Origin of the sequence: Clostridium sp. AF35-15 (assembly GCF_003477745.1) — a bacterium.
Taxonomy (GTDB): Bacteria; Bacillota; Clostridia; order Lachnospirales; family Lachnospiraceae; genus Otoolea; species Otoolea fessa.
Genome location: NZ_QUDY01000002.1, coordinates 46,474 through 71,623 on the forward strand (window position 1 = coordinate 46,474; position 25,150 = coordinate 71,623).

The 25,150-nt window shown below is 49.2% G+C and carries 23 protein-coding genes and 1 tRNA gene; 21 read left to right on the top strand and 3 right to left on the bottom strand.

The features are described 5' to 3' along the window. Positions 1-61: 61 nt before the first annotated feature. The 5 genes from DWZ76_RS03275 (at position 62) to holA (ending at position 6,274) form a co-directional block, all read left to right on the top strand. Entirely contained in the window at positions 62-652 is a 591-nt protein-coding gene (locus tag DWZ76_RS03275) for a sigma-70 family RNA polymerase sigma factor (RefSeq protein WP_118471852.1), read from the top strand. Then, the gene (locus DWZ76_RS03280) at positions 649-2,103 is read left to right on the top strand and encodes a hypothetical protein (RefSeq protein ID WP_118471854.1); all 1,455 of its coding nucleotides are present in this window, start codon (positions 649-651) and stop codon (positions 2,101-2,103) included. Before DWZ76_RS03275 ends, DWZ76_RS03280 begins: the two co-directional genes overlap by 4 nt. A gap of 286 nt (positions 2,104-2,389) precedes the next feature. Next, positions 2,390-2,462, top strand: a tRNA-Gln gene (locus DWZ76_RS03285). A 255-nt stretch (positions 2,463-2,717) separates the two neighbouring features. Continuing rightward, positions 2,718-5,078, top strand: coding sequence for a ferrous iron transport protein B (gene feoB, locus DWZ76_RS03290; protein WP_118471856.1), 2,361 nt, complete (start codon positions 2,718-2,720; stop codon positions 5,076-5,078). Between the two features lie 212 nt (positions 5,079-5,290). Continuing rightward, positions 5,291-6,274, top strand: coding sequence for a DNA polymerase III subunit delta (gene holA / locus DWZ76_RS03295; protein WP_118471858.1), 984 nt, complete (start codon positions 5,291-5,293; stop codon positions 6,272-6,274). 160 nt (positions 6,275-6,434) lie between these two features. Here the strand turns inward: holA and rpsT are convergent, their stop codons facing one another. Then, a complete protein-coding gene (gene rpsT / locus DWZ76_RS03300) occupies positions 6,435-6,698 on the bottom strand; it encodes a 30S ribosomal protein S20 (RefSeq protein WP_022358531.1) in 264 nt (87 codons plus the stop codon). 517 nt (positions 6,699-7,215) lie between these two features. On the opposite strand from rpsT, the gene DWZ76_RS03305 reads away from it, so the two are divergent. Further along, positions 7,216-7,710 (top strand): DUF2798 domain-containing protein, encoded by a 495-nt coding sequence (locus tag DWZ76_RS03305; protein WP_117795985.1) that lies wholly within the window; start codon positions 7,216-7,218, stop codon positions 7,708-7,710. Positions 7,711-7,750: 40 nt separating this feature from the next. Here the strand turns inward: DWZ76_RS03305 and DWZ76_RS03310 are convergent, their stop codons facing one another. Then, positions 7,751-8,227, bottom strand: a complete 477-nt coding sequence (locus DWZ76_RS03310; RefSeq protein WP_182431258.1) for a GHKL domain-containing protein — start codon at positions 8,225-8,227, stop codon at positions 7,751-7,753. Between the two features lie 582 nt (positions 8,228-8,809). Between DWZ76_RS03310 and DWZ76_RS03315 the strand changes: the two genes are divergently transcribed. From DWZ76_RS03315 to ytvI, 8 genes are all read left to right on the top strand, one after another. Further along, positions 8,810-9,238 carry a hypothetical protein gene (locus tag DWZ76_RS03315; RefSeq protein WP_118472007.1) on the top strand — a complete coding sequence of 143 codons (429 nt, stop codon included), beginning with the start codon at positions 8,810-8,812 and terminating at the stop codon, positions 9,236-9,238. After that, complete coding sequence (locus DWZ76_RS03320; protein WP_118471862.1) at positions 9,235-10,170, top strand: ABC transporter permease; 936 nt, start codon at positions 9,235-9,237, stop codon at positions 10,168-10,170. Before DWZ76_RS03315 ends, DWZ76_RS03320 begins: the two co-directional genes overlap by 4 nt. Before the next feature lie 98 nt (positions 10,171-10,268). Further along, entirely contained in the window at positions 10,269-11,144 is an 876-nt protein-coding gene (gene cdaA, locus DWZ76_RS03325) for a diadenylate cyclase CdaA (RefSeq protein WP_118471864.1), read from the top strand. After that, a complete protein-coding gene (locus tag DWZ76_RS03330; RefSeq protein WP_118471866.1) occupies positions 11,122-12,498 on the top strand; it encodes a CdaR family protein in 1,377 nt (458 codons plus the stop codon). The genes cdaA and DWZ76_RS03330 overlap by 23 nt, the downstream gene beginning before the upstream one ends. 44 nt (positions 12,499-12,542) lie before the next feature. Continuing rightward, on the top strand, positions 12,543-12,806 hold the full coding sequence (locus tag DWZ76_RS03335) for an HPr family phosphocarrier protein (RefSeq protein ID WP_107001249.1): 264 nt from the start codon (positions 12,543-12,545) through the stop codon (positions 12,804-12,806). Positions 12,807-12,860: 54 nt separating this feature from the next. Beyond that, complete coding sequence (locus DWZ76_RS03340) at positions 12,861-14,162, top strand: O-antigen polymerase (RefSeq protein ID WP_118471868.1); 1,302 nt, start codon at positions 12,861-12,863, stop codon at positions 14,160-14,162. Positions 14,163-14,301: 139 nt separating this feature from the next. Continuing rightward, positions 14,302-15,492 carry a pyridoxal phosphate-dependent aminotransferase gene (locus DWZ76_RS03345; protein WP_107001247.1) on the top strand — a complete coding sequence of 397 codons (1,191 nt, stop codon included), beginning with the start codon at positions 14,302-14,304 and terminating at the stop codon, positions 15,490-15,492. Between the two features lie 38 nt (positions 15,493-15,530). Continuing rightward, a complete protein-coding gene (gene ytvI / locus DWZ76_RS03350; protein WP_118471870.1) occupies positions 15,531-16,646 on the top strand; it encodes a sporulation integral membrane protein YtvI in 1,116 nt (371 codons plus the stop codon). A 13-nt stretch (positions 16,647-16,659) separates the two neighbouring features. Here the strand turns inward: ytvI and DWZ76_RS03355 are convergent, their stop codons facing one another. Then, on the bottom strand, positions 16,660-17,601 hold the full coding sequence (locus tag DWZ76_RS03355) for an AraC family transcriptional regulator (RefSeq protein ID WP_118471872.1): 942 nt from the start codon (positions 17,599-17,601) through the stop codon (positions 16,660-16,662). A 505-nt stretch (positions 17,602-18,106) separates the two neighbouring features. On the opposite strand from DWZ76_RS03355, the gene dapF (DWZ76_RS03360) reads away from it, so the two are divergent. The 7 genes from dapF (DWZ76_RS03360) to DWZ76_RS03390 all read left to right on the top strand — a co-directional run bounded on the left by dapF (DWZ76_RS03360) (position 18,107) and on the right by DWZ76_RS03390 (position 25,130). After that, positions 18,107-18,967 carry a diaminopimelate epimerase gene (gene dapF / locus DWZ76_RS03360; protein ID WP_022358537.1) on the top strand — a complete coding sequence of 287 codons (861 nt, stop codon included), beginning with the start codon at positions 18,107-18,109 and terminating at the stop codon, positions 18,965-18,967. Positions 18,968-19,187: 220 nt separating this feature from the next. Beyond that, complete coding sequence (locus tag DWZ76_RS03365) at positions 19,188-20,507, top strand: glutamine synthetase family protein (protein WP_118471874.1); 1,320 nt, start codon at positions 19,188-19,190, stop codon at positions 20,505-20,507. 31 nt (positions 20,508-20,538) lie between these two features. Further along, positions 20,539-21,093, top strand: a complete 555-nt coding sequence (locus tag DWZ76_RS03370) for an ANTAR domain-containing protein (protein WP_118471876.1) — start codon at positions 20,539-20,541, stop codon at positions 21,091-21,093. Between the two features lie 46 nt (positions 21,094-21,139). Further along, on the top strand, positions 21,140-21,940 hold the full coding sequence (dapF, locus tag DWZ76_RS03375; RefSeq protein WP_118467090.1) for a diaminopimelate epimerase: 801 nt from the start codon (positions 21,140-21,142) through the stop codon (positions 21,938-21,940). 72 nt (positions 21,941-22,012) lie between these two features. After that, the gene (locus DWZ76_RS03380; protein ID WP_118467092.1) at positions 22,013-22,813 is read left to right on the top strand and encodes an N-acetylmuramoyl-L-alanine amidase; all 801 of its coding nucleotides are present in this window, start codon (positions 22,013-22,015) and stop codon (positions 22,811-22,813) included. 170 nt (positions 22,814-22,983) lie between these two features. Beyond that, on the top strand, positions 22,984-23,616 hold the full coding sequence (locus tag DWZ76_RS03385) for a cytidylate kinase-like family protein (RefSeq protein ID WP_022358543.1): 633 nt from the start codon (positions 22,984-22,986) through the stop codon (positions 23,614-23,616). A 131-nt stretch (positions 23,617-23,747) separates the two neighbouring features. Beyond that, positions 23,748-25,130, top strand: coding sequence for an MATE family efflux transporter (locus DWZ76_RS03390; RefSeq protein WP_118471878.1), 1,383 nt, complete (start codon positions 23,748-23,750; stop codon positions 25,128-25,130). The last annotated feature ends 20 nt before the right edge of the window (positions 25,131-25,150 follow it).

The following is a 25,150-nucleotide window of genomic DNA, read 5'->3' on the forward strand; positions in this document are numbered from 1 at the left end:
TAACAAATGCAATAAGAACTGGTTTCTCTGCATTAAGTTATATAGAAAGGAAATTTCGTCCATGTTTTTGATGGGGCTTTTAACGACCATGGAAGAGACGGTCGCCTATGATAAGATGAGCGATGAAAAGCTGCTTTTGCGAGTGGCAGAGGGAGATAAGGCGGCGTTTCAGCAGCTTTATCAGAATACGGATAAAACTATATACGGTTTTATTCTGTCGATTTTGCGGAATCCGCAGGACTCTGAGGAGGTCATGCAGGAGCTTTATTTAAAGGTCTGGACTTCTGCTGGAAGCTATCAGTCGCAGGGCAAACCGCTGGCGTGGATGTTTACGATCGCTAGAAATCTTTGCTATATGCGTTTCCGTGACCAGAAGCATGAAGCGGATATCGGGCTTTCGGATCTTTCTGAGATGGAGACAGGGGAATTCTGTCCCCAGATAGAGGATGCTGCGGATAAGATGGTATTACACGCAGCACTCAAAATATTAAATGAAGAAGAACGGCAGATTGTACTTCTGCGGACATCAGCGGGGTTAAAACATCGTGAGATCGCGGCAGATTTGGAGATGCCGCTGGCAACGGTGCTTTCCAAGTACAACCGTGCTATGAAAAAACTGAAAAAACACCTGAGAGAGGAGGGAGTACATTGACCGATCACTCTGAAACAGCGTGGGAACAGGATGAGATTGAGTCACATCTGCGATCGGCGATGGACACCCTGACTCCCAACGTATTCGATAAAATCGATCTCTCGACGCCACAGGAGATCTATGTAAAACCATCCCGCCGTGTACGGATGTACCGCCGGATGAGGACCGTGGCGATGGCAGCAGCCGCCTGCCTGTGTGTGGCTGTGTTAGGAGGCGGTGTTTCATTTTACCAGAATCACCGTGTCGATTCGGTGATTGGCATCGATGTCAATCCGAGTATTGAGCTTTCCGTCAACCGGAACGAGAAAGTATTGCAGGCGAATCCGCTTAATGAGGATGCGGAGACGATCCTGGATGATATGAATTTGAAAAATGTAGACCTTGATATTGCGGTCAACGCATTGATCGGTTCGATGGTCCGGAATGGTTATCTGGATGAACTGGACAATGCGATTCTGGTTACCGTGTCCAATGAGAATGAGAAAAAGGCATCATCATTGCGTCAGGATGTCGTAGGGGATGTAGAGTCTTCCCTGCAGGAACACGCGGTACAGGCGGTTGTCTATGACCAGCGGATGAAGGTAACCGGGGAGATTCAGGATCTGGCGGAGAAATACAATATTTCTTATGGAAAAGCGTATTTTCTGCGGGAGCTGATCCGTGACAACGACCTGACCGAAAATGATATGAAAAAATTTTCCGGTATGACGATGGAAGAGATTGCGCGGGAGATCGCGGATCGTGCTTATACGGTAGGTTATTCGAAGACGGACAGCACCATTGAGACGGATGCGGCTCTGGTTCGTGAGGTGACATTGCCGCAGACCGAGGAAGAAACCTTAGCGGAGACGACCGTGGAAAGCACCGGTCAGCCGGAAAATGAACCGACGCCGGCAGAACAGCCATCGACTGCAGTACGCCCGGTGGAGACAACCGCCGCAGCAGATGAGGACGAGGAAGAAGTCGATTCGGGAGGCAAGAAAGCGAAGATTGACTATGTAGATTACGAGAGCGGTTCGCTGAACATCGTTTTTAAGGAAAAGGTTAAATGGAAAAATCCGACCGTGTCGGTGGTAGATCCGGACGGTCAGAGCTATTCGGCGAGAATCACGGACACAGGCGGAACCTCCTGTGAGATTCACGTCAAAGGGCTTCCAGCCAATACGGAGTGCACGTTTACGCTCGGCGGAGTGGCAGTGCGGGACGGCGGCTCCTTTGGTACGGTAAAAGGCTATTTCGAGACGCCGGATATTGCGGATGATCTGATTGATGAGGATGACGACGATGCGGATGATGAGACAGTGGAGACAAAGCCGTCCGAGACATCCCGCGCGCCGGAGACACTGACAGAAGCAGTAAAAGAGAGCACGCACTCGGAGACAGAGTACAGTCAGATGGAGACAAAGCCGACGGAAAAAGAAACGAAGACAGATGCGGAGTCAGCTAATTAAAGCGGAGTGTATGAGGATATATGATTCCTGCTGCCTGAACCATGATATGTCTGGAGTTACCAGAAGTTGGATTCGGGCAGCAGGAATTTTAAGAATCATTAGAATTATTTGCAGGAAGCCTCGTGACGGAAAAATATCCGGGGCATTACGAGACTGTAAAATGTTTCGAACTGGTAAATAATTATAATTGTTCAAAAAAACATAAGTGTTTGAAAAAAATACTTGACGAAACAAAAATTTATGATATAATAATAAATGTGGCTGAGACAGCTATGAAATAAAAGATTGGGCTATCGCCAAATGGTAAGGCAACGGACTCTGACTCCGTCATTTTCAAGGTTCGAATCCTTGTAGCCCAGCTATTTTGAGACAGTGAGGATGATTCATCCTTGCTGTTTTTCTTTTATCTTTTCTATTTTTTTTCTGATTGGTAGATTCTTAAAGATTCCAACGATTGACAAATTCCCTAAAGTACAATAGACTTATCTGGAAACATAATTGAGAAAAAGTTTCAATAGTATTTTTCTCTCTATGCTTTGCTTCAAAATCAGGCGGATGTAGAAGTCTGATGACATACAATGAGTTTGACTAATGAAGAGAGATGGAGGCAGAGAATGACATTAAAGGATTTACCAATAGGAAAAACTGCAACCGTTCGGACAGTTGGCGGAGAAGGTGCACTGCGGCATCATTTTCTGGATATGGGATTGATTCCGACTGCATCGGTTACGATGGTAAAATATGCGCCGATGGGCGATCCGGTTGAGGTGCGGATTCATAGCTATGAACTGACGTTGCGCCTGGCGGATGCAGAGAAGATAGAGATTGAGAATGTACGCGAGGCAGGAACCGAAGCAGCGGACAAAAAGGAACATGGGATTCCGATGGCGCGCGAGATCGATCACCCTGGACTCGGAGAAGGTGGAAAATACCATACAAAGGCGGAGGAACACCCATTGCCGGATGGCACCGTTCTGACGTTTGCCCTGGCAGGTAATCAGAACTGTGGCAAAACGACGCTTTTTAACCAGCTGACCGGATCCAATCAGCATGTGGGGAATTTCCCGGGTGTGACGGTGGACCGGAAGGATGGCACGATCCGCGGACATGAAAATACGAAAGTGACCGACCTGCCAGGAATCTATTCCTTATCGCCATATTCGAATGAGGAGCTGGTGACGCGTCAGTTTATTTTGCAGGAGCACCCGAAGGGAATCATCAATATCGTGGATGCGACAAACATTGAGCGCAACCTGTATCTGACCATGCAGCTTCTGGAACTGGATATTCCGATGGTTCTGGCGCTTAATATGATGGACGAGGTGCGCCAGAACGGCGGTTCTGTCCGTGTCAACGAACTGGAGGAAGAACTGGGGATTCCGGTTATCCCGATCTCAGCGGCAAAGAATGAAGGAATCGGAGAGCTGATCGATCATGCGCTTCATGTAACGCATTTTCAGGAGAAACCGGGACGGCAGGATTTCTGTGATGCGGATTATCACGGTGGCGCGGTGCACCGCTGCCTGCATGGTATTATGCATCTGATCGAAGATCACGCGCAGAATGCGGGTATTCCGGTGCGCTTTGCTGCATCGAAGCTGGCAGAAGGCGATGAGGAGATTGAGGCGCGTCTGAATCTGGACACGAATGAAAAAGAGACGCTGGAACATATTATCTGCCAGATGGAGAAGGAACGCGGGCTGGATCGGGCAGCTGCGATTGCGGATATGCGGTTTGGTTTTATCGAAAAAGTCTGCAGGCAGACAGTCGTCAAACCGAGGGAAAGCCGGGAACACCAGCGAAGTGTGAAGATTGACCGTCTTCTTACTGGAACCTACACGGCGATTCCGGCATTTATTGCAATCATGGGTCTGGTATTCTGGCTGACATTTAATGTGATTGGCGCGGTCCTTTCAGATGGTCTGGAACTGGTGATTGGATGGCTGACAGAGCGGGCAGACGCAGCGCTGACAGCGGCAGGTATCAATCCGGTGCTCCATTCTCTGCTGATCGATGGTGTGTGCAATGGTGTCGGAAGTGTTTTGAGCTTTCTGCCGATCATTGTGACGCTGTTTTTCTTCCTGTCGCTTTTAGAGGACAGCGGTTATATGGCACGTGTGGCGTTTGTGATGGATAAACTGCTTCGAAAGATCGGTCTTTCCGGACGGAGCATCGTGCCGATGCTGATTGGCTTTGGCTGCACGGTACCAGGAGTCATGGCAAGCCGGACGCTTTCTTCGGAGCGGGATCGAAAAATGACGATCCTGTTGACTCCGTTTATGAGCTGTTCCGCCAAGATTTCGATTTATGCGTTTTTTACCGCTGTCTTTTTCCCGCATCATGGGGCGATTGTTATGATTGCACTTTATCTGTTGGGAATCCTGATGGGAATTTTGATGGCAATGCTTCTTAAAACAACTTTATTTAAGGGTGAAGCCGTTCCGTTCGTCATGGAGCTTCCGAACTACCGGATGCCGGGGGCGCGCAATGTCGCCCAGCTTCTCTGGGAAAAGGCAAGGGATTTCCTGCAGAAAGCATTCACAGTTATTTTTGTGGCGACGATTTTAATCTGGTTCCTTCAGACATTTGATCTGCACCTGAATGTTGTGTCCAATTCCCAGCAGAGTCTTCTGGCGGTTATTTCTGGTGTGATTGCACCACTGTTTGCGCCGATGGGATTAGGCGACTGGCGTGTCTGCACGGCACTTCTGACCGGATTTATGGCAAAAGAGAGTGTTGTATCAACGCTGTCGGTTCTGTTCGGGACGACTCAGAGCCTGCGTGACATTCTGACCCCTCTTTCAGCGGTCAGTCTGCTGGTTTTCTGCCTGCTCTATACGCCGTGCGTGGCAGCGATTTCATCGGTCAGACGCGAACTGGGCGGAAAATGGGCTTGCTTTGTCGTGGTGGCGCAGTGCGTGATTGCGTGGATTGTAGCGTATGCGGTCTATCTTTTGCTAGGGATGGTAATGTAGGTTTTGACTGAAAGTGAACCAAGGAAAAATTTCAAGCAACAAAAGGAGCTGCTGTTTTATTCTTTTTATGGGTTTACAGTAGACAACATTTTAGAAAAATGTTTATAATAGTAGGAAGTGAAAAAATAGACAGGAAAGTAACCGGATGGACAGACATTCGAAAAAATGGATCTGTTTTTATCGAATAGAACCAGGAGGCGGGGACGGAGTTAATGCAGACGATCAATGAAGACATCAAAAATGGCACATTTAAGCCGGTTTATCTGCTATACGGCGAAGAGGCGTTTTTGAAGCAGAGTTATAAAAAGAAGCTGCGGGCGGCGATCTCGGGCGATGATACGATGAACTACAATTATTTCGAGGGAAAAGGGCTGGATGTGAACGAGCTGATCAGTCTGGCGGACACGATGCCATTTTTCAGCGAGCGGCGTCTGATTCTGATCGAGGACAGCGGATTTTTCAAGACTTCTTCGGAGGCGCTGGCGGAGTATCTGCCGATGATGCCGGACACGACCTGCATCGTATTTGTGGAGGAGGCGGTCGATAAGAGAAACAAACTCTACAAAAAGGTCAAGGATCTGGGTCACATTGCGGAGATGAAGCGGCAGGACAGCGCGCAGCTCGCCAGATGGGCGGCGACGATCCTGGCGCAGAATGGGCGGAAGATCACGCCGTCCACGATGAATCTCTTTTTGGAGCGCGTCGGCGATGATATGGAAAACATCCGGATGGAGCTGGAAAAACTCATTTCCTACACGATGGGCAGTGAGGTAGTGACGGCAGAGGATGTGAAAGTCATCACGACCGTGCAGATCACGAACAAGATCTTCGACATGGTAGCGGCGATCACGGCGGGAAAGACGAAGCGGGCGATGGATCTGTACGAAGACCTGCTGACACTCAGGGAGCCGCCGATGCGGATCCTGTTCCTGATTGCCAGACAGTTTAACCAGCTTTTGCTGGTGCGAGAATTGCAGGCGTCCGGCGCAGACCGGGGGACGGTTGCCTCGAAATTGAAAGTACCTCCGTTCGTAGCCGGAAAGCTCAGCAGCCAGGCGGCGGCATTTACGAAAGAACAGCTCATTTCCTATGTGCAGACCTGCGTGGATGCCGAGGAGGCAGTCAAGACCGGGCGGATGGGCGACCGGCTGGCGGTGGAGCTGCTGCTCAGTCAGCCCAGAAGTTCCGTGCGCTGATTCTAAAGGGCAGTGCCAGCATCAGAATCAGCGGTTCTTCGGCCGGACCCGGCTGGAAAAGAAGCAACAAAAAACCATTATTCTGTCACACCCACAGAATAATGGTTTTTTAATTTGGGTTAATTTTTAATATATAATTCGAAAGATCCGCTCTGGATAATTAAGCCAGAGTATTTACAGCCTTGGAAAGACGGGATACTTTGCGGGAAGCTGTATTCTTGTGGTATACGCCCTTGGAAGTAGCCTTGTCGATCTCGCTGGTAGCAGCTAATAATGCAGCCTGTGCAGCAGCCTTATCTTTTGCAGCAACAGCAGCTTCTACTTTCTTAACAGCAGTTTTAACTTTGGATCTGATAGCCTTGTTTCTTGCAGCTCTTGTCTCTGCAACTAAGATTCTTTTTTTTGCGGATTTAATGTTAGCCAATGTAGTGTACCTCCATCATAAATTCTTTTATTTTGATTCGTAATTCATTTTGTATTTGGTTTGCATTAAAGCCTGGACACGGACAGTTCAATGTAAACATACTATTACATTCTATCGAATAAAGGCAGTATTGTCAATATCTATTTGCCTGTTTTTAGGGAAAAATTCGGAAAAAATGAAAGGGGAGCTGAAAAAGCAGCTCTTGTCAAGTTGCATAAGCGGAATAAAAAATAAAAAAAATTGATCGTTCAATATGATGAAATTGTGAAAAAATAAAAAAAGTGCTTACACGAATGGAAAAAAGACGTTATAATAGCGAACCGTAACCCAAGTTGAATATAGTTTGAAAAAACGCAGTGAGATTGCATACAGCAGTAGAGATCGAAACGAGTTTCCGATTTCTGCTGCCTTTTATTTTGTGAAATTTATCACGGACAGCATCTTGTGCGTGGGTGTGTCGGACTGATTTGCCGATGCATCTGGATAGAAGCAATTATTTTATAGGAGGAGAATGAAAATGCCAAGAAATAAGAGAGAAAGTTTTATCTATTCCGTTATCATGTGTTTCACGATGGTACTCTGGATGAGTATGTACAATGTAACCCTTCATATGGGACATTTATCCTTGGAAACGATCCGCGAAGGATGGATCGGATTCCCGTTTGCATTCGTGTATGCGTTTCTGTTTGACTGGTTCATCGTGTCCGGTCCGGCGAAGGGAATTGCGTTCCGTTACTTTGTATCACCGGAGAGCAGCACACTTCGTAAAGTAATTACGATCTCCTGCTGCATGGTCGTTCCGATGGTATTTGTTATGTCCTTATATGGCGGTCTGGAAGCCTGCGTGAAATCCGGCGCATGGAGCCAGCTGCTCATCATCTGGCTGACCAATATTCCGAAGAACATCATCATGGCGCTTCCGTTCCAGCTCATTGTAGCAGGTCCGCTGGTGCGCCGCGTGTTCCGTACCGCATTCCCGGAGGGAACCGTGCTGCAGGAACCAGTTATGTAGGGAGATAGCAGAAAAAACTGGATATCCCCTTTTTGTGTCATTACGGATTCAGCAATACCGAAGCATAAAATACGCCGTCCCGCCATTCAAACCGTGCATCGCCGTGGTACTGTTCGGCGATCATGCGGATCGATTCGGTTCCGATGCCGCTTCCCGCAGGTTTGGTCGATACCAGTTTTTCATTCATCCAGGTAGGGCTGAATGCGCTGGTGTTGTCCGTGGTGATGGACAGGGTGGAGGTACCCGTCTGCACCGCGGAGAGACGGATGAAAGGCGGCGTGTTTTCAGAGCCGGAACACCCGGTCTCCCAGGAGAAAAAGTTGTAGCCGAAGAGCGCCTGACAGATGTAGAAAGCGGCGGCACGCACGACCAACAGATAATCGATGATAAATAAATATAGAAATAAAATCATTCCGCTCTCGGCGTCTACTATCAGCTTAAATAAAACGCCAAAGCAAGGGAGCGCGAGGTATTGCACCCATACACTGGACAAATCATCTACAATCGCGATTTTCAAAACAAAATCCCTCTTTTCTTCTGATTGTCTGGAAAAAGGCTGCTTACGCATGTTTCGAACCTTTTGATCCTAATATCATAAAGATGTTGGGGTCAAAAGGCATTTTGCCCCCTCTGATACCAGATTGCTCCGCACTATATGCTCCCGCAATCTTCAAAAACATTCGTAATTCGCTCATTTTTCTTGGAAAAATGGCTACTTACTCATGTTTTTGGCGGGTCCCAAGGTCAAAAATTCTCCTGCAAGCAAGCTTGCGTCGAACTTCTGACCTTTTGACCCTGGTATCATCATAAAAGTATCATAACATAAAAAGAAGCAAAAAAGGCATGGTTTTTACATCTTATGAAACAGACTTGATACGCTCTGCCGATCATGCGAAAATGTGTGATCGGCAGAGCTCTTTTTTGATGTCTGACAATCCCTTACAAATTTATGAAAAACCTATGAAAAATCCCCCCGCCCCCTCGCCAAGAGAAAAAAGTTATGTTATAATTTATGGAAGAATGCGTTTTTGGCGCAGCGGTTTCAGAAACGGGACGTATTGGACCGGAAGCCGCGGCATATATAAAAAAGGAACCATGTATGCTCAACGAAGACAAGATAAAATTAATGACCGAACTGGCACTGTTTGAGAAGAAGCATGCTTCCCATATGAAAACAGTCAATCAGTATTTTAAAAGCGACTATATCAGCCGCAATCTGCTCCGGGGATTTATAAGCTATACATTGTGCAGCATACTTCTCTTTGGAATGTGGATATTATTTAATGTAGAAGTAGTTCTGAGTTCGATAGGAATGGATGAACTGAAGGGACTGGCTTTTCGAGGAGGAGCTTTATACCTCGGGGGGCTTTTTCTGTATGTCGTGCTGACGATCATCGTGTATGGCGAGCGGTATGAGTACGAGGAAAAGATGAACCGGATCTACATAGCGAAACTGAAACATCTGGATAAGCGCTACGATATACGCCGGCGCGCCAGAAAAATGGAGAGAGAGAGGAGAGGCAGATGAGAGGACTCCTTGCAGGGAAAGAAGCACTCAAGGCTTTCTATGCGAGATACAGTGCATTTGTGAATGCATTCCTGCGTTTTATAACTGCCTTTGCGGCGGTGTTTCTGATTAACCAGAACATCGGACTGATGCCGAAACTGAGCGGCGGTCTGGTGCCGCTGTTTGCGGGAATTATATGTGCATTTCTCCCATTTGGAGCCATTGCGTTTCTGATTGGGATTTTTTTGCTGGCACAGCTCTTTGCAGCATCGATGGAAGTGGCGCTCATCACCTTGGTGTTTCTTCTGATCGTGGTGCTGCTGTATTACGGATTTCAGCCGGGTGACAGCGCGTACCTGATTGTAACGCCGCTCTTGTTTTTTCTGAAGATGCCGTTTGCAGTCCCGATGATTCTCGGACTGACTGGAAGCCTCGTATCGGTGATTCCGATGAGCTGTGGGATTTTTCTGTACTACGTGATTCTGTATGTGAAGCAGAATGGAAGCTTCCTGGCAGGCAGTGAGCAGACTGAGATCACGCAGATGCTGGCGCAGGTCGTCAAAAACCTGCTGGCAAACCCGGCGATGCTTGTCATGATTGCGGCATGCTGTCTGGGGGCGCTGACGGTCTGTGTGATCAAGAAACTGTCGATCAACTACTCCTGGGGGATCGCGATCGGAGCTGGCCTTATTTTACAGATTCTGGTTGTGTTTATCGGCGATTTCCGCTTTGGCGTTCCGGTGTCCGTGCCGGAGCTGGTTGTGGGAATGATTGGTGCGGTCATTGCATCGCTGATCTATCAGCTGTTTGTTTTTTCGGTCGATTACAGCCGGACCGAGTACACGCAGTTTGAGGATGATGATTATTATTACTATGTGAAAGCGGTTCCAAAGATTGCGATTTCGAGGACGGATGTAAAGGTACAGGAAATCAATAAAGTAAAGAGAAGATAGACTATTTTATAAAAGAAACTTGTTGTTAAAAGAAATGCGTGACGGGTCATATGTACGTGACTGGTAACAGAAACGCAGCCCGAAAGGGAGGGAAAAGAATGGCAGAGATACTGGCGGAGATTTATTCGTGGATCTCGTTCGTACCGAAGATAACCTTTAAAAATTTAATAGAGATCGCGATTATAGCAATTCTGGTATATGAAATGCTGATCTGGATCAAAAATACGCGGGCGTGGACGCTTCTGAAGGGTATTATTTTTATTCTTGCATTCTTTCTGGCAGCTGCGATCCTGGAACTGGATACGATTCTGTGGCTTCTGGAAAAGACGTCGTACATTGCGGTAACGGCGATCATCGTTATTTTCCAGCCGGAGCTGCGGAAAGCACTGGAGCAGATCGGAAGCCAGAACGTGCTGACGACGCTGTTTTCAACGGATGATACGAAGAAAAATGAGGATTTCAGCGAAAAGACGATTGCAGAGCTGGTGCGTGCTTGTTTTGAGATGGGAAAAGTCAAGACGGGCGCTTTGATCGTCATTGAGAGGGGCACGCCGCTCGGAGAGATCGAGCTGACGGGCATCGAGGTCGATGGTATCGTGACGAGCCAGCTTCTGATCAATATTTTTGAGCACAACACACCGCTGCACGACGGCGCGGTCGTGATTCGCGGTAACCGTGTGACGGCGGCGACCTGTTATCTGCCGCTCTCGGACAATATGGATATCAGCAAGGCATTGGGAACCAGACACCGTGCGGCAGTCGGAGTCAGTGAGGCGACCGATAGCGTGACCCTGGTTGTATCGGAAGAGACGGGGCGCGTGTCGGTGGCTGTGTCCGGACGGCTTAAGAGTGTCAAGGATGGCGATGAACTGAGAGATATGTTGTCGGTTCTGGTAAAACGGGAAACGGAAAACACAGGTCGTTTCAGAATATGGAAGGGAAGACGCAGAAATGAAAGAAAAGCTGACGAATAATCTTGCGATCAAGCTGATTGCCCTGTTCTGTGCTTTCTTTGTGTGGCTGGCAGTCGTGAATGTGGCGAACCCGATCAAGGTGTCGACGAGGGAGGTTCCGGTCACGATCACGAACGATCAGGTGCTGGAGCAGGCGGATCTTGCCTATGATGTGGTAGGCAAAAAAACGGCGGTGATCAGTTTCAAGATCCGGACGAAGGATGATTATAAGGTAAAGGCGTCGGATTTCAACGCCTATGCGGATTTATCGGAAATGTATGATGTGACGGGGGCGATCCCGATCCGAGTGGAAGTGGTGAACAATGAGGAACTGCTGGAGTCCACGCCGGTTGTGAAGTCCCCGGAGGTCATCAAGATCACGACCGAGGCGCTGCAGACCAAGGCATTTACGCTGAAAGCGTATCCGCAGGGCGAGGCGGCAGACGGTTACGAGGCGGGTGAGGTGACAATGGTGCCATCTCAGGTGACGGTCAAAGGACCAACCTCCCTGATCGGACAGATCAGCAGCGTGGGTATCCGTTTTAATATTGACGGTGCTGTGGCGGATGTCGGTGGAACAGCAACACCGGAGTATTTTGACGCCAATGGAAATGTGCTGTCAGATTTGGGAGATTCTGTCAAGACGGTTGGCGGAGATGTCTCTTATACGATGCAGATCCTGAAAGTAAAAGAAGTACCGCTTGATTTTGACGTCAGCGGCGAGGTGGCGGATGGATACCGCTATACGGGTCCGAAGACGGATATCAAGTCGGTGTCTGTGGCAGGACTCAAGACCGATCTGGCTTCGGTCAGCACGATCACGATTCAGGGACCGTCCCTCAATGTGCAGGGCGCGACAAAGGATGTGGAGTGCGAGATCGATCTGGATGATTACCTGCCGTCCGGGCTTACGATCGTGGGACTGGACAGCACGACAATCAACGTGACACTGCAGGTGGAGAAGCTGACGGAGAAAACCTTTACGGTCAAACCGGAGGATGTGACTCTAAACGGAAAGAACAGCAGCTACAGCTATACCGTCGAGGATACGAAGATGGAAGTCAAGGTACAGGGACTCGAGGAGGATTTAAGCAGTCTGTCGGCGTCGAAGATGAATATCCGGGTCGATGTATCAGGCATGGGACTGGGCGAGCACACGGCAACGGCGCAGCTCCAGCTGGGGGACGCGTATAAGATGCTGTCGGCACCGGCTGTGACGGTGCGGGTCAGCGAGCATGGAAGCTCCAGCGCCCAGACGACGGAAAGCACCGAGAGTGACCATGGAGACACGGACAGCCAGAGCAGTTCCAACCGGGAGAGCGGGGCAAGCTCGGCAAAAGAAAATGTGGATGCAGAGAGCGGCAATGCGGCATAAAGCATAGTACGTCGTCCACAAATGAGGAGAAAGAAGTTAAAATAATGGTAAAAGCAAAAATCAAATTAAAAAACCCGACCGGTCTGCATTTGAGACCGGCGGGAATCCTGTGTAATGAGGCGGTAAAATTCGATTGTTCCGTCCAGTTCCAGTTCCGTGGCACCGTGTCCAATGCAAAGAGTGTCCTGAGCGTGCTTGGGGCGTGCATCAAGAGCGGTGATGAGATCGAGTTTATCTGTGATGGAAAAGACGAGGAGGAAGCTCTGTCAGCGATGCTGAAAATCGTTGATGACGGGCTGGGCGAGTAGAAAAAAAACGGTGCGGTAAAAGACTGTGTACAGACGTACGGATAGGATGGAACTATGATCGTTTATTTGGTTTGCTATGCGGCTTCGCTGCTTCTGGCGCTCAGCCGCCATTATCTTTTATCCGGCGCAGGGCTTCTGGCGGCGGCGGTGTATCTGTATGCGTCAGACTATATCCGGAGTGGAAATCTTCTGCATCTGCGGGGGATTTTCGCTCTTTCCTTTGTAGGTGGACAGGGACTGGCGTGTATGAAGCTTAGTTATTTAAGTCAGGCATGGAGTGCGGGAACGTGGCTGGGACTTCTGGCGGCGTTTGCGGGCTTTTATCTGGCTTTTTATTATCTGGAAGCATTTTCCGGCGAAGCGTCCGTCCGTGTGGGCGGTCATTCCGGCGCGGTGCAGCGCCGGGGGCTGGAATCCTATGCCGGAACTGTTTTTTTCTGCGCGGTGGCGCTGGCGGCGGTATCGGCAGGCTGCTTCGCGATTGAGGCGGTCTATATGGGCTATATTCCGCTGCTGCTCCATGGAGTTCCGCATGCCTATTCCTATTTCCATGTGACCGGGCTTCATTATCTGACGGTGTCCTGTGTGCTGGTTCCGGCGCTCTCTGTGATCTATTTTTGCATCGAGGGCGGTCGCAGCCGGGGACGGCTGGTGTGTATGCTTCTGGCAGATGCAGCGGCGGTGGCGATTCCGCTTCTGTGCGTGTCGCGCTCCCAGCTTCTGTTTGCGGTACTGCTGGCATTGATTACCTACATGCAGATGGAACACCAGCTGAATCCGATCTACGTTGTTTTTGCGCTGGCGGGGCTGATTGTGCTCTACATTCTGCTGACGATCGCGCGCAGCCATGATACTGCCTACCTGAATACGGTTTTTGAGATGAAACGGCACCTGCCGATTTTTGTGACGCAGCCGTATATTTATGTTGCAAACAATTACGATAATTTCGACTGTCTGGTCAAGGGACTTGTGAAGCACAGCTGGGGCATGAAAATGCTGGCACCGTTCTGGACGCTGACGGGACTCAAGTTTCTGGTTCCGACGTTGACGGCATTTCCATATTATGTGACGAAGGAAGAACTGACGACGCTGACGATGTTTTATGATGCGTACTACGATTTCGGCGTAATTGGCGTGTTCGTCTTTTCTGCCCTGTTAGGAGCGGCGGCGTATCTGCTGATGCGGATGATGCGCCAGGTGCAGAATCCGATTACCTATCTTCTGTACGCACAGTTTGCACTTTACATGCTGTTATCGTTTTTCACAACCTGGTTCAGCAATCCGTCCACATGGTTTTATTTCGCGGTGACAGCGGTTGTGGCGTTTTTGGTATCACATAAGATTGCAGGGCGGTAAAAATATATGGATTAAGATATAAAAATGAAATAAAATCTGCTATAATAACAAAAAGACGACAATTCAGCAAGTTAAAGTGCTGCTTGTATGCAGATTGAATTGCCGCATTGATCAATTTTATAGAAAAGAGGGCAAGCCAATGATTTCAGAAAAAATGATACCGCTTATGAAAAATAACTCCGCCATCCGTATGATGTTCGAAGAGGGCAATAAGCTGGCGGCGAAATATGGACGTGAGAATGTATTTGATTTCAGCCTTGGAAACCCGAGCGTACCGGCTCCGGCAGAGGTAAATCAGGCGATTCAGGATATCGTAAAGGAAGAAGATTCCCTGTTTGTACACGGATATATGTCCAACGCAGGCTATGAAGATGTGCGCGAGACGATCGCACAGTCGTTAAACCGCCGGTTCGGCACCTCCTTTCACGCAGGCAACATTCTGATGACGGTCGGTGCGGCAAGTGGCCTGAATGTCATTTTAAAGACCCTGTTAAATCCAGGAGAGCAGGTCATTACCTTTGCACCGTACTTTGTAGAGTATGGTTCCTATGTCCGCAACTATGACGGCGAGCTGGTGGTTGTATCTCCGAATACGGTGGATTTCCAGCCGAATCTCGTTGAATTTGAGGAAAAGATCAACGAAAAAACCAAGGCGGTCATCATCAACACCCCGAACAACCCGACCGGCGTTATTTATTCCGAGGAAACACTGCAGAAGATTGCAGCAATTCTGGAAAAGAAACAGAAGGAATTTGGTACATCGATCGTGCTTCTGTCCGATGAGCCGTATCGTGAGCTGGCTTACGACGGCGCGGTTGTACCGTATGTGACAAAATATTACCGCAATACAGTGGTTTGCTACTCTTACAGTAAGTCTCTGTCCCTTCCGGGCGAGCGTATCGGTTATCTGGTAATCCCGTCTGAGATGGATGAGAGCGCAAACGTATTCCAGGCGGCAACGATTGCGAACCGTGTTCTGGGCTGTGTCAATGCGCCATCCCTGATGCAGAGAGTCATCAAGCGCTGCGTAGATGCGAATGTGAATCTGGAAGCTTACGACCGCAACCGTAACCTGCTTTACAACGGATTGAAAGAGTGCGGATTTTCCTGCATCAAGCCGGAGGGCGCGTTCTACCTGTTTGTGAAATCTCCAGTGGAGAATGAGAAGGAATTCTGTGAGGTATGCAAACAGTACAATGTACTGGTAGTACCGGGAAGTTCATTCGCTTGCCCAGGTTATGTGCGCATTGCATACTGCGTATCATATGGACAGATCGAGAGATCGCTTCCGGCATTCAGAAAGATTGCGGAACACTATAATCTGGTATAGCGAAATTGTATCATCGTCTTGGAAAGGAAAAGGATGAGATGAAACGATGTTTTAGAATGATTCTGAATATTGTGATTCCGCTCCTTGGTTTATGTCTGGTCATCTTTTTAGGTCCCAGACTTCTGCATTTTTTCATGCCGTTTGTGGTCGGATGGATTCTGGCACTTTTAGCAAATCCGCTGGTGCGGTTTCTGGAACGGCGCGTGAAGCTGGTGCGGCGCCACGGCTCGATGCTGATCATTATTGCGGCGCTGGCGATTGTGATCGGTCTTTTTTACGGGGCGGGTCTTCTGGTTTACCGGGAAATGGGAAGTTTTCTGGCGGATGCACCGGAAATATATCAGAGTGTGATCGCTGAGATCGAGAATGCATTGCAGAATGGGCGCAAGCTTGCAGAATATTTTCCGCAGAATTTACAACCGCCGCTGCTGGCATTTTCGGATAATCTGGATGGTCTGTTTGGAAAACTGGTATCGCGGGCGGCGGAACCGACCGTGCAGATCGCCGGACATGTGGCGAAGAGTATTCCGAATCTTCTGGTAAATATGGTCATTACTATCCTGTCTTCGTATCTGTTTCTGGCGGACCGGGAGTCCATCATGCTCTGGCTGAAGGGGCATCTTCCGGCATTTATATTCCGCTATATCGAGTATATGAAACGGGACGCAAAGGGAGTGATTGGAGGATATTTTCTGGCACAATTCCGTATCATGTGTGTGGTGGCGCTGATTCTTGCGGCAGGATTTTTGGTGCTGGGTGTCCGCTACGGTGTCCTGTTGGCATTTTTGACGGCGATTCTGGATTTTCTGCCAATCTTTGGAACGGGAACGGTGCTGTTTCCATGGGCGGTTGTGAAGCTGTTCGCGGGGGAGTATGCGTATGCGACCGGGCTTATCCTGCTCTACATCCTGACGCAGGTCGTCCGCCAGATTATCCAGCCGAAGATCGTCGGGGAGTCGATGGGATTGCCGCCTCTGATGACCCTGTTTCTTTTGTATCTGGGATTTAAGCTGCGCGGGCTGACAGGCATGATTCTGGCGGTGCCGGTGGGGCTTGTCTTTATCAATTTTTATAAATATGGGGCGTTTGATTCGATGATCCGGAATTTCAGGATGCTGATGGAGGCGATTCAGAAATTCCGGAGGGAAGAATAGGGAGGTTTCCTTATTATATAGTAAAATTTTCTTTGTAATTTAATCTGGATAAATTATGCGGCGTATCGCGATATTTTTTCTTATATGCCCGGAGGAACGCAGCATAATTGCGGAATCCGGATTGATAGCAGGCTTCTGTGACGGGGGTGCCCCGGCGCAGGAGCTCGTTTGCGTTTTGGAGGCGTTTTTCGGTCAGGTATTCGGTAATGGTGTAGCCGGTTTCCTGGCGGAAGAGACGCATCATGTGGTATTTGCTTATGTAAAAGCGGGCGGCGAGCTGGTCGATCGTATGGTCTTCTTCCGGGTGTTCAGAGAGGTAGCGCATGAGTTCCAGGATTTTTTCGCCGGAAGGGGAGGTCGGAACGTATTCCCGATGGTTTTCGGAGGCGGCGCGATCAAGATGTACCATAAATTCCAGGAATAATAAACGCAGAAGAAGCTCGGATCCATAACTGCTGCCACCAAGGGATTCAAAGTTAGCATTGTCTGTGCCATTGTCATTTGTACCACCTGCCTGATAGGCATTTTCCAGTCTTGACAGCGCCTCTAAGAGCGGCGTCATGGTAAGGGAACCGAGGCGCAGAACATCGGACTGCTGTTCTCTGGCAAGCTGGAAACAGAGGTCGAGCGCACAGTCAGCACAGGAGAATGCATCCAGGCATTCCGGCGACAGGTAGAGGATGATGCGCTCATATCGGCTTTTGTATGGCACGACCGGCTTGTGCAGGCAGTGCGCGCCGACGAGGACGATGTCGAGCGGACGGAGGTGGTAGGAACGGCCTTCCACGATGTAGTCTGCTTCGCCATTTAACAGGATCAGGACTTTGTGGAAATCATGATAGTGGTAGGCAACCGGTGTATCCATCTGCCCACGCAGGTGGAAGAGGCGGAATTCGTGGTTGAGGTAGCCGCGTTTTTCGTAGGCGGGGGATTCGTGGGTGGTATTTTCTGACATAAGGGGACTCCTTTTTTGAGTGTATTGCAGGTTGATTGTTGCGGGAAATTATATCTTGTATAAATGCATTGAGTTTGTTGTTTTCCTCTGAGATAAATATGTTTTGAAACACAGATATTTCATTTCTTAGTTCATATTATATAGCATTATATGCAATATTTAAAGCATGATTCTTCTATTAAAAGCTGCTATATTTTCTTAAAATTGAAATTAAAGAAAGCATAGATGGAATATTATGAAAATGCAGACATATTCAAAATATAAATGGATATGCATGATAAAGTGATTTCGAGAACGGAAGTAGAATAGAAATCATTGATGAAAGGTAACTGTTCAGTAGGTCTGCGCATTTACTGCGCTGACCGTACGAAAACATGGGTCAGCAGGCAAAAATCCCATTGCCGTAGGCAATTTTAATGGATTTTTGCGCGTGACTGTGAAGGTACTGAACAGTTACGATGAAAGATTTTTATGGTATTGATTAAAAGGGGCAGGAGGTATCGCGATGAAACAGGTTGTGCTTGAAAAATATCACTGTATGGGAAATGATTACCTGGTGTTTGATCCAAATAAGAATGATTTGGAATTGAATGCGGAGAATATCAAGAAGATGTGCAGCCGTCATTTTGGCATCGGCGCGGATGGCATTCTGGCGGGCCCATATCTGGGGGAGAATGATTTTTATGTACGCATCTACAACGCGGACGGCAGCGAGGCGGAGAAGAGCGGCAACGGCATGGGTATTTTTGCAAAATATCTGCGGGACGCGGGATATGTGCAGAAAACGACGATCTCCTGGAAAACGCTGGGAGGCGAGGAGACAGTCTTTTATCTCAACGAGGATGCGACCCGTGTGAAAATTTCGATGGGACATCCGACGTTCTGGAGCGATGAGATTCCGGTGACCGGCGAGCGGCGGGAGATGGTAAACCAGACGATGGTATTTGGAAAGATTCCGTATGTCACGACTTGTCTTTCAATGGGAAATCCGCACTGTGTTATCTGGATGAATGAGATTTCGAAGGAAATGGTGTGCCGGATCGGCGAGCATTCGGAAACATCCGAATATTTCCCGGAAAAGGTCAATACGCAGATTTTAAATGTCCTTGACCGGACGAATATCCAGATCGAGATCTATGAGAGAGGCGTTGGATATACGCTGGCGTCCGGAAGCTGCGCCTGCGCGGCGGCGAGTGCGGCATACCGCCTGGGACTTGCCGATCCGCATATGTACGTCCATATGCCGGGTGGCACGCTGGAAGTGGAAATCAAGGAGGACGGCATGGTTTACATGGTCGGCGAGGTCGGCTATGTGGGACATATCCAGTTGGGAAATGAATTGAGCGAACAGCTGCGGATTAAATAAAAAAGTATTTGACAGAAAAATATCGGACTGCTATATTTTATTTATAAAAATTGTGAAAAGAATGACAGGGGCATTCTCACACAGCAAAACGATCATAAACGTATGCTTGAAATTTTTGGGGCTGTATAGGCAGGAAAATTTTGGGCGTATATGAAAAGAGGGCGAGGGGGCTGACTGGAAACAGAGACAGCTGCCTCGTTTTTTATAGGAGGAAATGGCGATGGGAGAGAATACGAACCGATCCGAACCTTTTTTTGATGAAGATGTTGATTTGGTAAAGCTGCAGTTTACCGATATTTTTGGACAGTGCAAAATGGTCCAGATGACGCGGAGGCAGGCGGAAAAAGCGATGAAAGAGGGGTATGCAATCAACCGGTTTGCGCTCGGCGGCTTACAGAAAGCTGGGATCGAGGGCGCGGCGGCGCCGGAGTATCTGACGGACCAGAGCGAGAGTGTGGAATTGTACTTGAAGCCGGATGCATCAACGTATCAGGTTCTTCCGTGGGATTCCGGGCAGGAAAATGTAGCGCGCGTGATCTGCCAGGTCTGCAATGCGGATGGGACGCCGTCCTGGACGGATTCGCGTCATATTTTACAGGAAACGGTAAAACGTGCCGAGAAGATGGGACTGGACTTTGATTTTGATTTCCAGTGTGAGTTTTATCTGTTTCACACGGATGATGATGGGAGACCGACGACGGTGACGCATGAGGTTGCCGGGTATTATGACGCGGGACCGATCGATTTGGCAGAGGGCGTCCGCCGGGACATGGTTCTGAGCCTGGAGGAAGCAGGATTTGCGGTCGAGAGCACGCATCATGGTCTGACTGCCGGACAGCACAGCTTCGTCCTTCCGGCGCGCCGGGGCATTGAGGCAGCAGATTATTTACAGACGTTCAAGGCGGCGGTCAAACGGATTGCGAAACGCCATGGTCTGCATGCGACTTTTATGCCGAAGCCAAACATGAGCGGCGACGGATCGGGGCTTCATGTGGGCGTGTCGATCTCTTCCAGACGGGGCGCCGAGGCGATGGCGCAGGCGAAGCAGTTTGCGGCAGGCGTGCTTAAAAATCTGAGCGATATGATGATTTTCACGAATCCGACCGTCAATTCATACAAACGTCTGGCGGCAGAGCGGAGCACGGTGTTCCAGCCGGAGTTCCCGGCGGCTGTGTGGGAAAAAGGAAGTGAAAAGGCAGTTCATGTGAAGGAAGACCGGAACGGACGTATTTCCGTGGAAGTGCAGTTCCCGGATCCGTCTGCGAATCCGTATCTGGCGCTGACGGCGATCCTGGCAGCAGGACTGGAAGGAATCGAGAAGGCGCTGGTGCTGGATGAAGAAGCGGGCGATGAGAATGCGCCGCGGTTCCCGGAGACATTGGGGATATTGCTCCAGAAGCTGGATCAGAATGAATTTGCACACCGTGTATTTGGGGAAAAGTTCTGCCGGATGTACGGCGAGGGCAAGAAAGAGGAGTGGGAACGCTTCTGTGCCTATGTGACGGATTGGGAAACAGCGGAATATCTGTATCGTTGTTAGGGGGTACGAAATCGCAGTGAGGTGAGACCACGTGGGAAACATCATAGTAGCATTTTCGAAGCCGCAGGACGGACGAAATATTAGAAATATACTCGTAAAACATGGAATACAGGTCACAGCCTCCTGCACATCGGGCGCGCAGGTTTTAGCGTTAACTGATGATTTGCGAAGCGGGATTGTGGTGAGCGGCTACCGGTTTGGTGATATGACCTGCCGGCAGCTTGCCGACCAGCTGCCGCCGGGATTTGATTTGCTTCTCATTGCTTCCCCAAGCCGGTGGAGCGGCGAAGCGATGGGAAAGATTGTCTGCCTGCCGGCGCCGTTTAAAATGGGAGATTTAGTTTCAACGGTCCGCATGATTGAGCAGACGCAGGCGGAAAAAAGACGGCGGATGCGTCGCCAGCCGCCGCAGAAGCGCAGGGAAGAGGATCAGAAAGCGATCGACACCGCAAAGGCGATTTTGATGGAGAGGAACCGGATGACGGAGCCAGAAGCGCATAAATATCTGCAGAAATGCAGCATGGACAGCCAGGTCAGCCTTATTGAGGCGGCACAAATGGTAATCAGTCTTTACAAAATGGCGTAAGATCCTTTACAATAGGATCAAAAAGGCAGAAGGAGCAGCAAAAACGATGAAATTTACAAAAATGCAGGGACTGGGCAATGATTATGTCTATGTCAACTGTTTTGAAGAAACGGTAAACGATCCGGAGAAGCTGGCGATTGCCGTCAGTGACCGCCATTTTGGAATTGGTTCCGACGGATTGATTCTGATTACCCCATCCGAGGTGGCAGACTGCCGCATGGATATGTACAATCTGGACGGTTCCCGAGGCGCGATGTGCGGCAACGGCATCCGCTGTGTGGGAAAATATGCGTATGACCACCATATTGTGGACAAGCCGCAGATTTTTGTTGAGACATTGTCCGGGATTAAATATCTGGATATGAAGGTCGAAAATGGCAAAGTAACGGCGGTCACCGTCGATATGGGCGAGCCGGAGCAGACTTCCGAGCTTCCGGAGAAGATCGAGGTAGATGGAACGGGGTACGAATTTACCGGAATTTCCATGGGAAATCCGCACGCCGTTCTGTTTATGGATGAGATTGATTCCCTGGAACTGGAGACGATCGGACCGAAATTCGAGTTCCATAAGCGTTTCCCGGATCGTACCAACACCGAGTTTGTCAAGGTCATTGACCGCACACACGTAAAAATGCGTGTCTGGGAGCGCGGATCCGGCGAAACGATGGCATGTGGAACGGGTGCCTGCGCGGTTGCCGTTGCATCTATTCTGGCAGGACATACGGAGGATGAGGTTGAGGTCGAGCTGTTGGGCGGCTGCCTGCAGATCCGCTGGGACCGCGAGAAAAACCGCGTGTTCATGACTGGACCGGCGGTGGAAGTGTTTAGCGGGGAGTATGAGGAATAATTAAACAGGAAACTTTGGGACTTCTTTCACATATGGTAGTAGTACAACGATATGTGAGAGGAGTCTTTTCTTTTGGAAGAAAAAAAGAAAGTGATGATAGATGCCGGGCACGGCGGAACGAAAGATCCGGGAGCAGTATTTGAGGATCGGATGGAAAAGGACGATACCCTGCGTCTGGCGTTGGCAGTAGGGCGGATTCTCGAGGAAAATGGGGTGAATGCCGTCTATACGCGGACGACGGACGTCTATGACACGCCTTACCAGAAAGCAGAGATGGGGAATGAGGCGGAGGCGGACTATTTTGTTTCCCTGCACCGCAATGCGGCGAGTGAGCCGGGAAAAGGTTCGGGCGTCATGACGCTGGTGTACAAGACAGGCAGGGAATCAGAACAGCTGGCGGATTCAATCCAGAGAGAGCTGGCGCGCACCGGATATGTGGATCTCGGCGTGATCGAGCGCCCGGATTTGATTGTGCTGCGGAAAACGCAGATGCCGGCGGTTCTGGTTGAAGTCGGATTTATCGACAATCCGGAGGATAACAAGCGGTTTGACGCGCAGTTTGACGAAATTGCGGCGGCGGTTGCATCTGGGATTCTAAATGTAATCGATGACGACATGGATCGCCGTCCGGTGGAAGAGAGCGACTATTATTACCAGATCCAGACGGGGGCGTACCGCATCCGATCGCTGGCAGAGCAGCAGTTAGAAGAACTGCGCCGTATGGGATTCCCTGCATTTCTGGTGTACGATGGGACGTATTTCAAGCTTCGGGTCGGTGCGTTTAAAAATCTCGACAACGCTGTGCGGATGGAACGGGAACTGCGGAAGGCGGGATTTCCGACGGTGCTTTTGTATGAGAGGGAGGTGAAGTAGGGGAGAAAAGCTGAAAAACAGGCACTATCTGAAAATAAGAATAGAATGACTTATTTGATTGATTTTTGCTGTGCTTTTTGTAAAAATGAATGGAAAAAATCCCCTCATTATGGTATGCTGAAGATAGAAAGCAATATGCATTTTCTTGTAGATAAAGGGAGGGGTTTGGTATGTCAGAGAAGAAAAAAATTATCATCACGATTGCGAGGCAGTATGGAAGCGGCGGTGCGGATACGGGCAAAAAGTTGGCGGAAGATCTGGGGATCAGTTTTTATGATAAGAACATTCTCCGTATGAACTCAGATGAGAGCGGTATCAAAGAGAGCTATTTCCATCTGGCAGACGAGAAGGCGGGCAACCGGCTTTTATACAAGATTATCAATACATTGACACCGGAAAAGGGCGCACCGTCGTTCGGTTCCGATCTCATTTCAGCCGACAATCTGTTTCGCTTCCAGTCGGAAGTGATCCGGAAGCTGGCGGCGGAGGAATCCTGCGTCATCATCGGCCGCTGCGCGGATTATGTGCTGGACGGCACCGAGGGACTGATTCGCGTGTTCCTCTACGCGGATATCAAGGTGCGCGAGGAGCGCGTGCGTGAGCGGAATCTCTACGCGGACAAAGATGTCCTCAAAAATATCCACCGGATCGACCGGGAACGCCGCGATTATAATCGTTATTATGCAGGGCGCGACTGGGAGAAGCCGGAGAATTACGATCTTTTGATCAATACGACGCAGATTGGTGTGGACGGGGCAGTTCAGTTGATTAAGGATTATTTAAAAATGAGGGGGCTTTTGTAAGGGAAAAAGAATGACTTCCACTTGCAATTCAATATAGTATCGTGTAAAATGGCACATGCAGCCGGGCGAATACGAGAGTGTTTGGACGGCTGTATGTGCTGTTTTGCTATTATTACAAGTAAGGGGAAAATATGAAATATCAAAATGATATTGACAAAATGAATACGAACCGGAATTTATTTCTGATGTCGCTGCCGATTTTCGTGGAGCTGTTATTGCAGCTTTTGGTCGGAAACGTCGATCAGATGATGGTAAGCCGGGTGTCGCAGCCCTCGGTGGCGGCGATTGTTAATGCGAACCAGATCATGAACCTGGTGATTATCGTGCTGAGCATGGCATCGACGGCGGTTACTGTGATTTTGTCCCAGTATCTGGGCGCGCAGGATGAAAAAAATGCATCCCGGACCTGCATGGTCTCGATCGTGCTGATCGGCGGCGTCAGTCTTGCGGCAACGATTCTGGTTTTTGCCGGGCACACGCCGCTTTACCGGGCGATCCATGTGCCGGAGGAGGTTTTTGATGAGGCGTCGCTGTATCTGCTGATTGTCGGTGCATTTATTCTGGTGCAGGGACTTTATCTGACTTTCTCAGCGATGATCCGCGCATTTGCCATGGTAAAGGAAGTCATGATTATATCAGTTATCATGAATGCCATGAATATTGTGGGAAATGCGATTTTAATCAACGGCTGGTTCGGAATGCCGCAGCTTGGGGCGGTCGGGGCGGCGATCTCGACAGATATCAGTAAGTTAGTTGGTTTGGCATTGATGATCGGAATGTTTTTCAAGAGCCGCCGCGTCAAAATGGGAATGAGTTATCTGCGTCCATTTCCGGTGCAGATTTTAAAAAATCTCTGCCTATTGGCAATTCCGACAGGGGTCGAAAGTTTTTCATATAATCTCTCCCAGATGATGATTCTGGGAATTGTTAATTCCTTTGGCACGCTGGTTACTGTAACTAAGGGATATTGTACGATTTTTGCCAATATTGATTATGTCTATGCGATGGCGATCGCGACGGCAACCCAGATTGTGCTGGGCTACCTGATCGGAGCGCGCCGTCTGAATGATATACAGAAACGAGTGAATGCGACACTGAAGGTTGCGATTGCGGCATGTGTCGGTATGGCGGTGCTGATGTGCCTGGGAGGCAAATACATTTTCCTGATTTTCACAGACAACCCGGAGATCATTGCGCTTGGACGGAGGATTCTGGTGATTGAGATTGTGCTGGAGATCGGGCGCGCGGTCAACATTGTTATGACCAAATGCCTGATTGCGGTCGGCGATGTCCTGACCCCGACCACGGTCGGAATCACCTTCCAGTGGGTCGTAGCTGCCGCCGGCTCCTGGTTGCTCGGCAGCAAGCTCGGCTGGGGGCTGGAAGGCGTCTGGATTGCAATGGCAGCTGATGAATGCGTGCGCGGACTCATTTACGCGGTGCATTTTAAGAAAGAACGTTGGAAGAAGAATTTTAAGGGCGTGAAGACGGAAGCAGAGTTGGGAGAGGCGTAGAAGATAAGCGAAGAAAGAAA

Coding starts and splice junctions, on each gene's coding strand:
- DWZ76_RS03275 (WP_118471852.1), top strand. CDS start 62: ATGTTTTTGATGGGGCTTTTAACGACCATGGAAGAGACGGTCGCCTAT.
- feoB (WP_118471856.1), top strand. CDS start 2,718: ATGACATTAAAGGATTTACCAATAGGAAAAACTGCAACCGTTCGGACA.
- holA (WP_118471858.1), top strand. CDS start 5,291: ATGCAGACGATCAATGAAGACATCAAAAATGGCACATTTAAGCCGGTT.
- DWZ76_RS03305 (WP_117795985.1), top strand. CDS start 7,216: ATGCCAAGAAATAAGAGAGAAAGTTTTATCTATTCCGTTATCATGTGT.
- DWZ76_RS03315 (WP_118472007.1), top strand. CDS start 8,810: ATGCTCAACGAAGACAAGATAAAATTAATGACCGAACTGGCACTGTTT.
- DWZ76_RS03320 (WP_118471862.1), top strand. CDS start 9,235: ATGAGAGGACTCCTTGCAGGGAAAGAAGCACTCAAGGCTTTCTATGCG.
- cdaA (WP_118471864.1), top strand. CDS start 10,269: ATGGCAGAGATACTGGCGGAGATTTATTCGTGGATCTCGTTCGTACCG.
- DWZ76_RS03330 (WP_118471866.1), top strand. CDS start 11,122: ATGAAAGAAAAGCTGACGAATAATCTTGCGATCAAGCTGATTGCCCTG.
- DWZ76_RS03335 (WP_107001249.1), top strand. CDS start 12,543: ATGGTAAAAGCAAAAATCAAATTAAAAAACCCGACCGGTCTGCATTTG.
- DWZ76_RS03340 (WP_118471868.1), top strand. CDS start 12,861: ATGATCGTTTATTTGGTTTGCTATGCGGCTTCGCTGCTTCTGGCGCTC.
- DWZ76_RS03345 (WP_107001247.1), top strand. CDS start 14,302: ATGATTTCAGAAAAAATGATACCGCTTATGAAAAATAACTCCGCCATC.
- ytvI (WP_118471870.1), top strand. CDS start 15,531: ATGAAACGATGTTTTAGAATGATTCTGAATATTGTGATTCCGCTCCTT.
- DWZ76_RS03355 (WP_118471872.1), bottom strand. CDS start 17,601: ATGTCAGAAAATACCACCCACGAATCCCCCGCCTACGAAAAACGCGGC.
- dapF (WP_022358537.1), top strand. CDS start 18,107: ATGAAACAGGTTGTGCTTGAAAAATATCACTGTATGGGAAATGATTAC.
- DWZ76_RS03365 (WP_118471874.1), top strand. CDS start 19,188: ATGGGAGAGAATACGAACCGATCCGAACCTTTTTTTGATGAAGATGTT.
- dapF (WP_118467090.1), top strand. CDS start 21,140: ATGAAATTTACAAAAATGCAGGGACTGGGCAATGATTATGTCTATGTC.
- DWZ76_RS03385 (WP_022358543.1), top strand. CDS start 22,984: ATGTCAGAGAAGAAAAAAATTATCATCACGATTGCGAGGCAGTATGGA.
- DWZ76_RS03390 (WP_118471878.1), top strand. CDS start 23,748: ATGAAATATCAAAATGATATTGACAAAATGAATACGAACCGGAATTTA.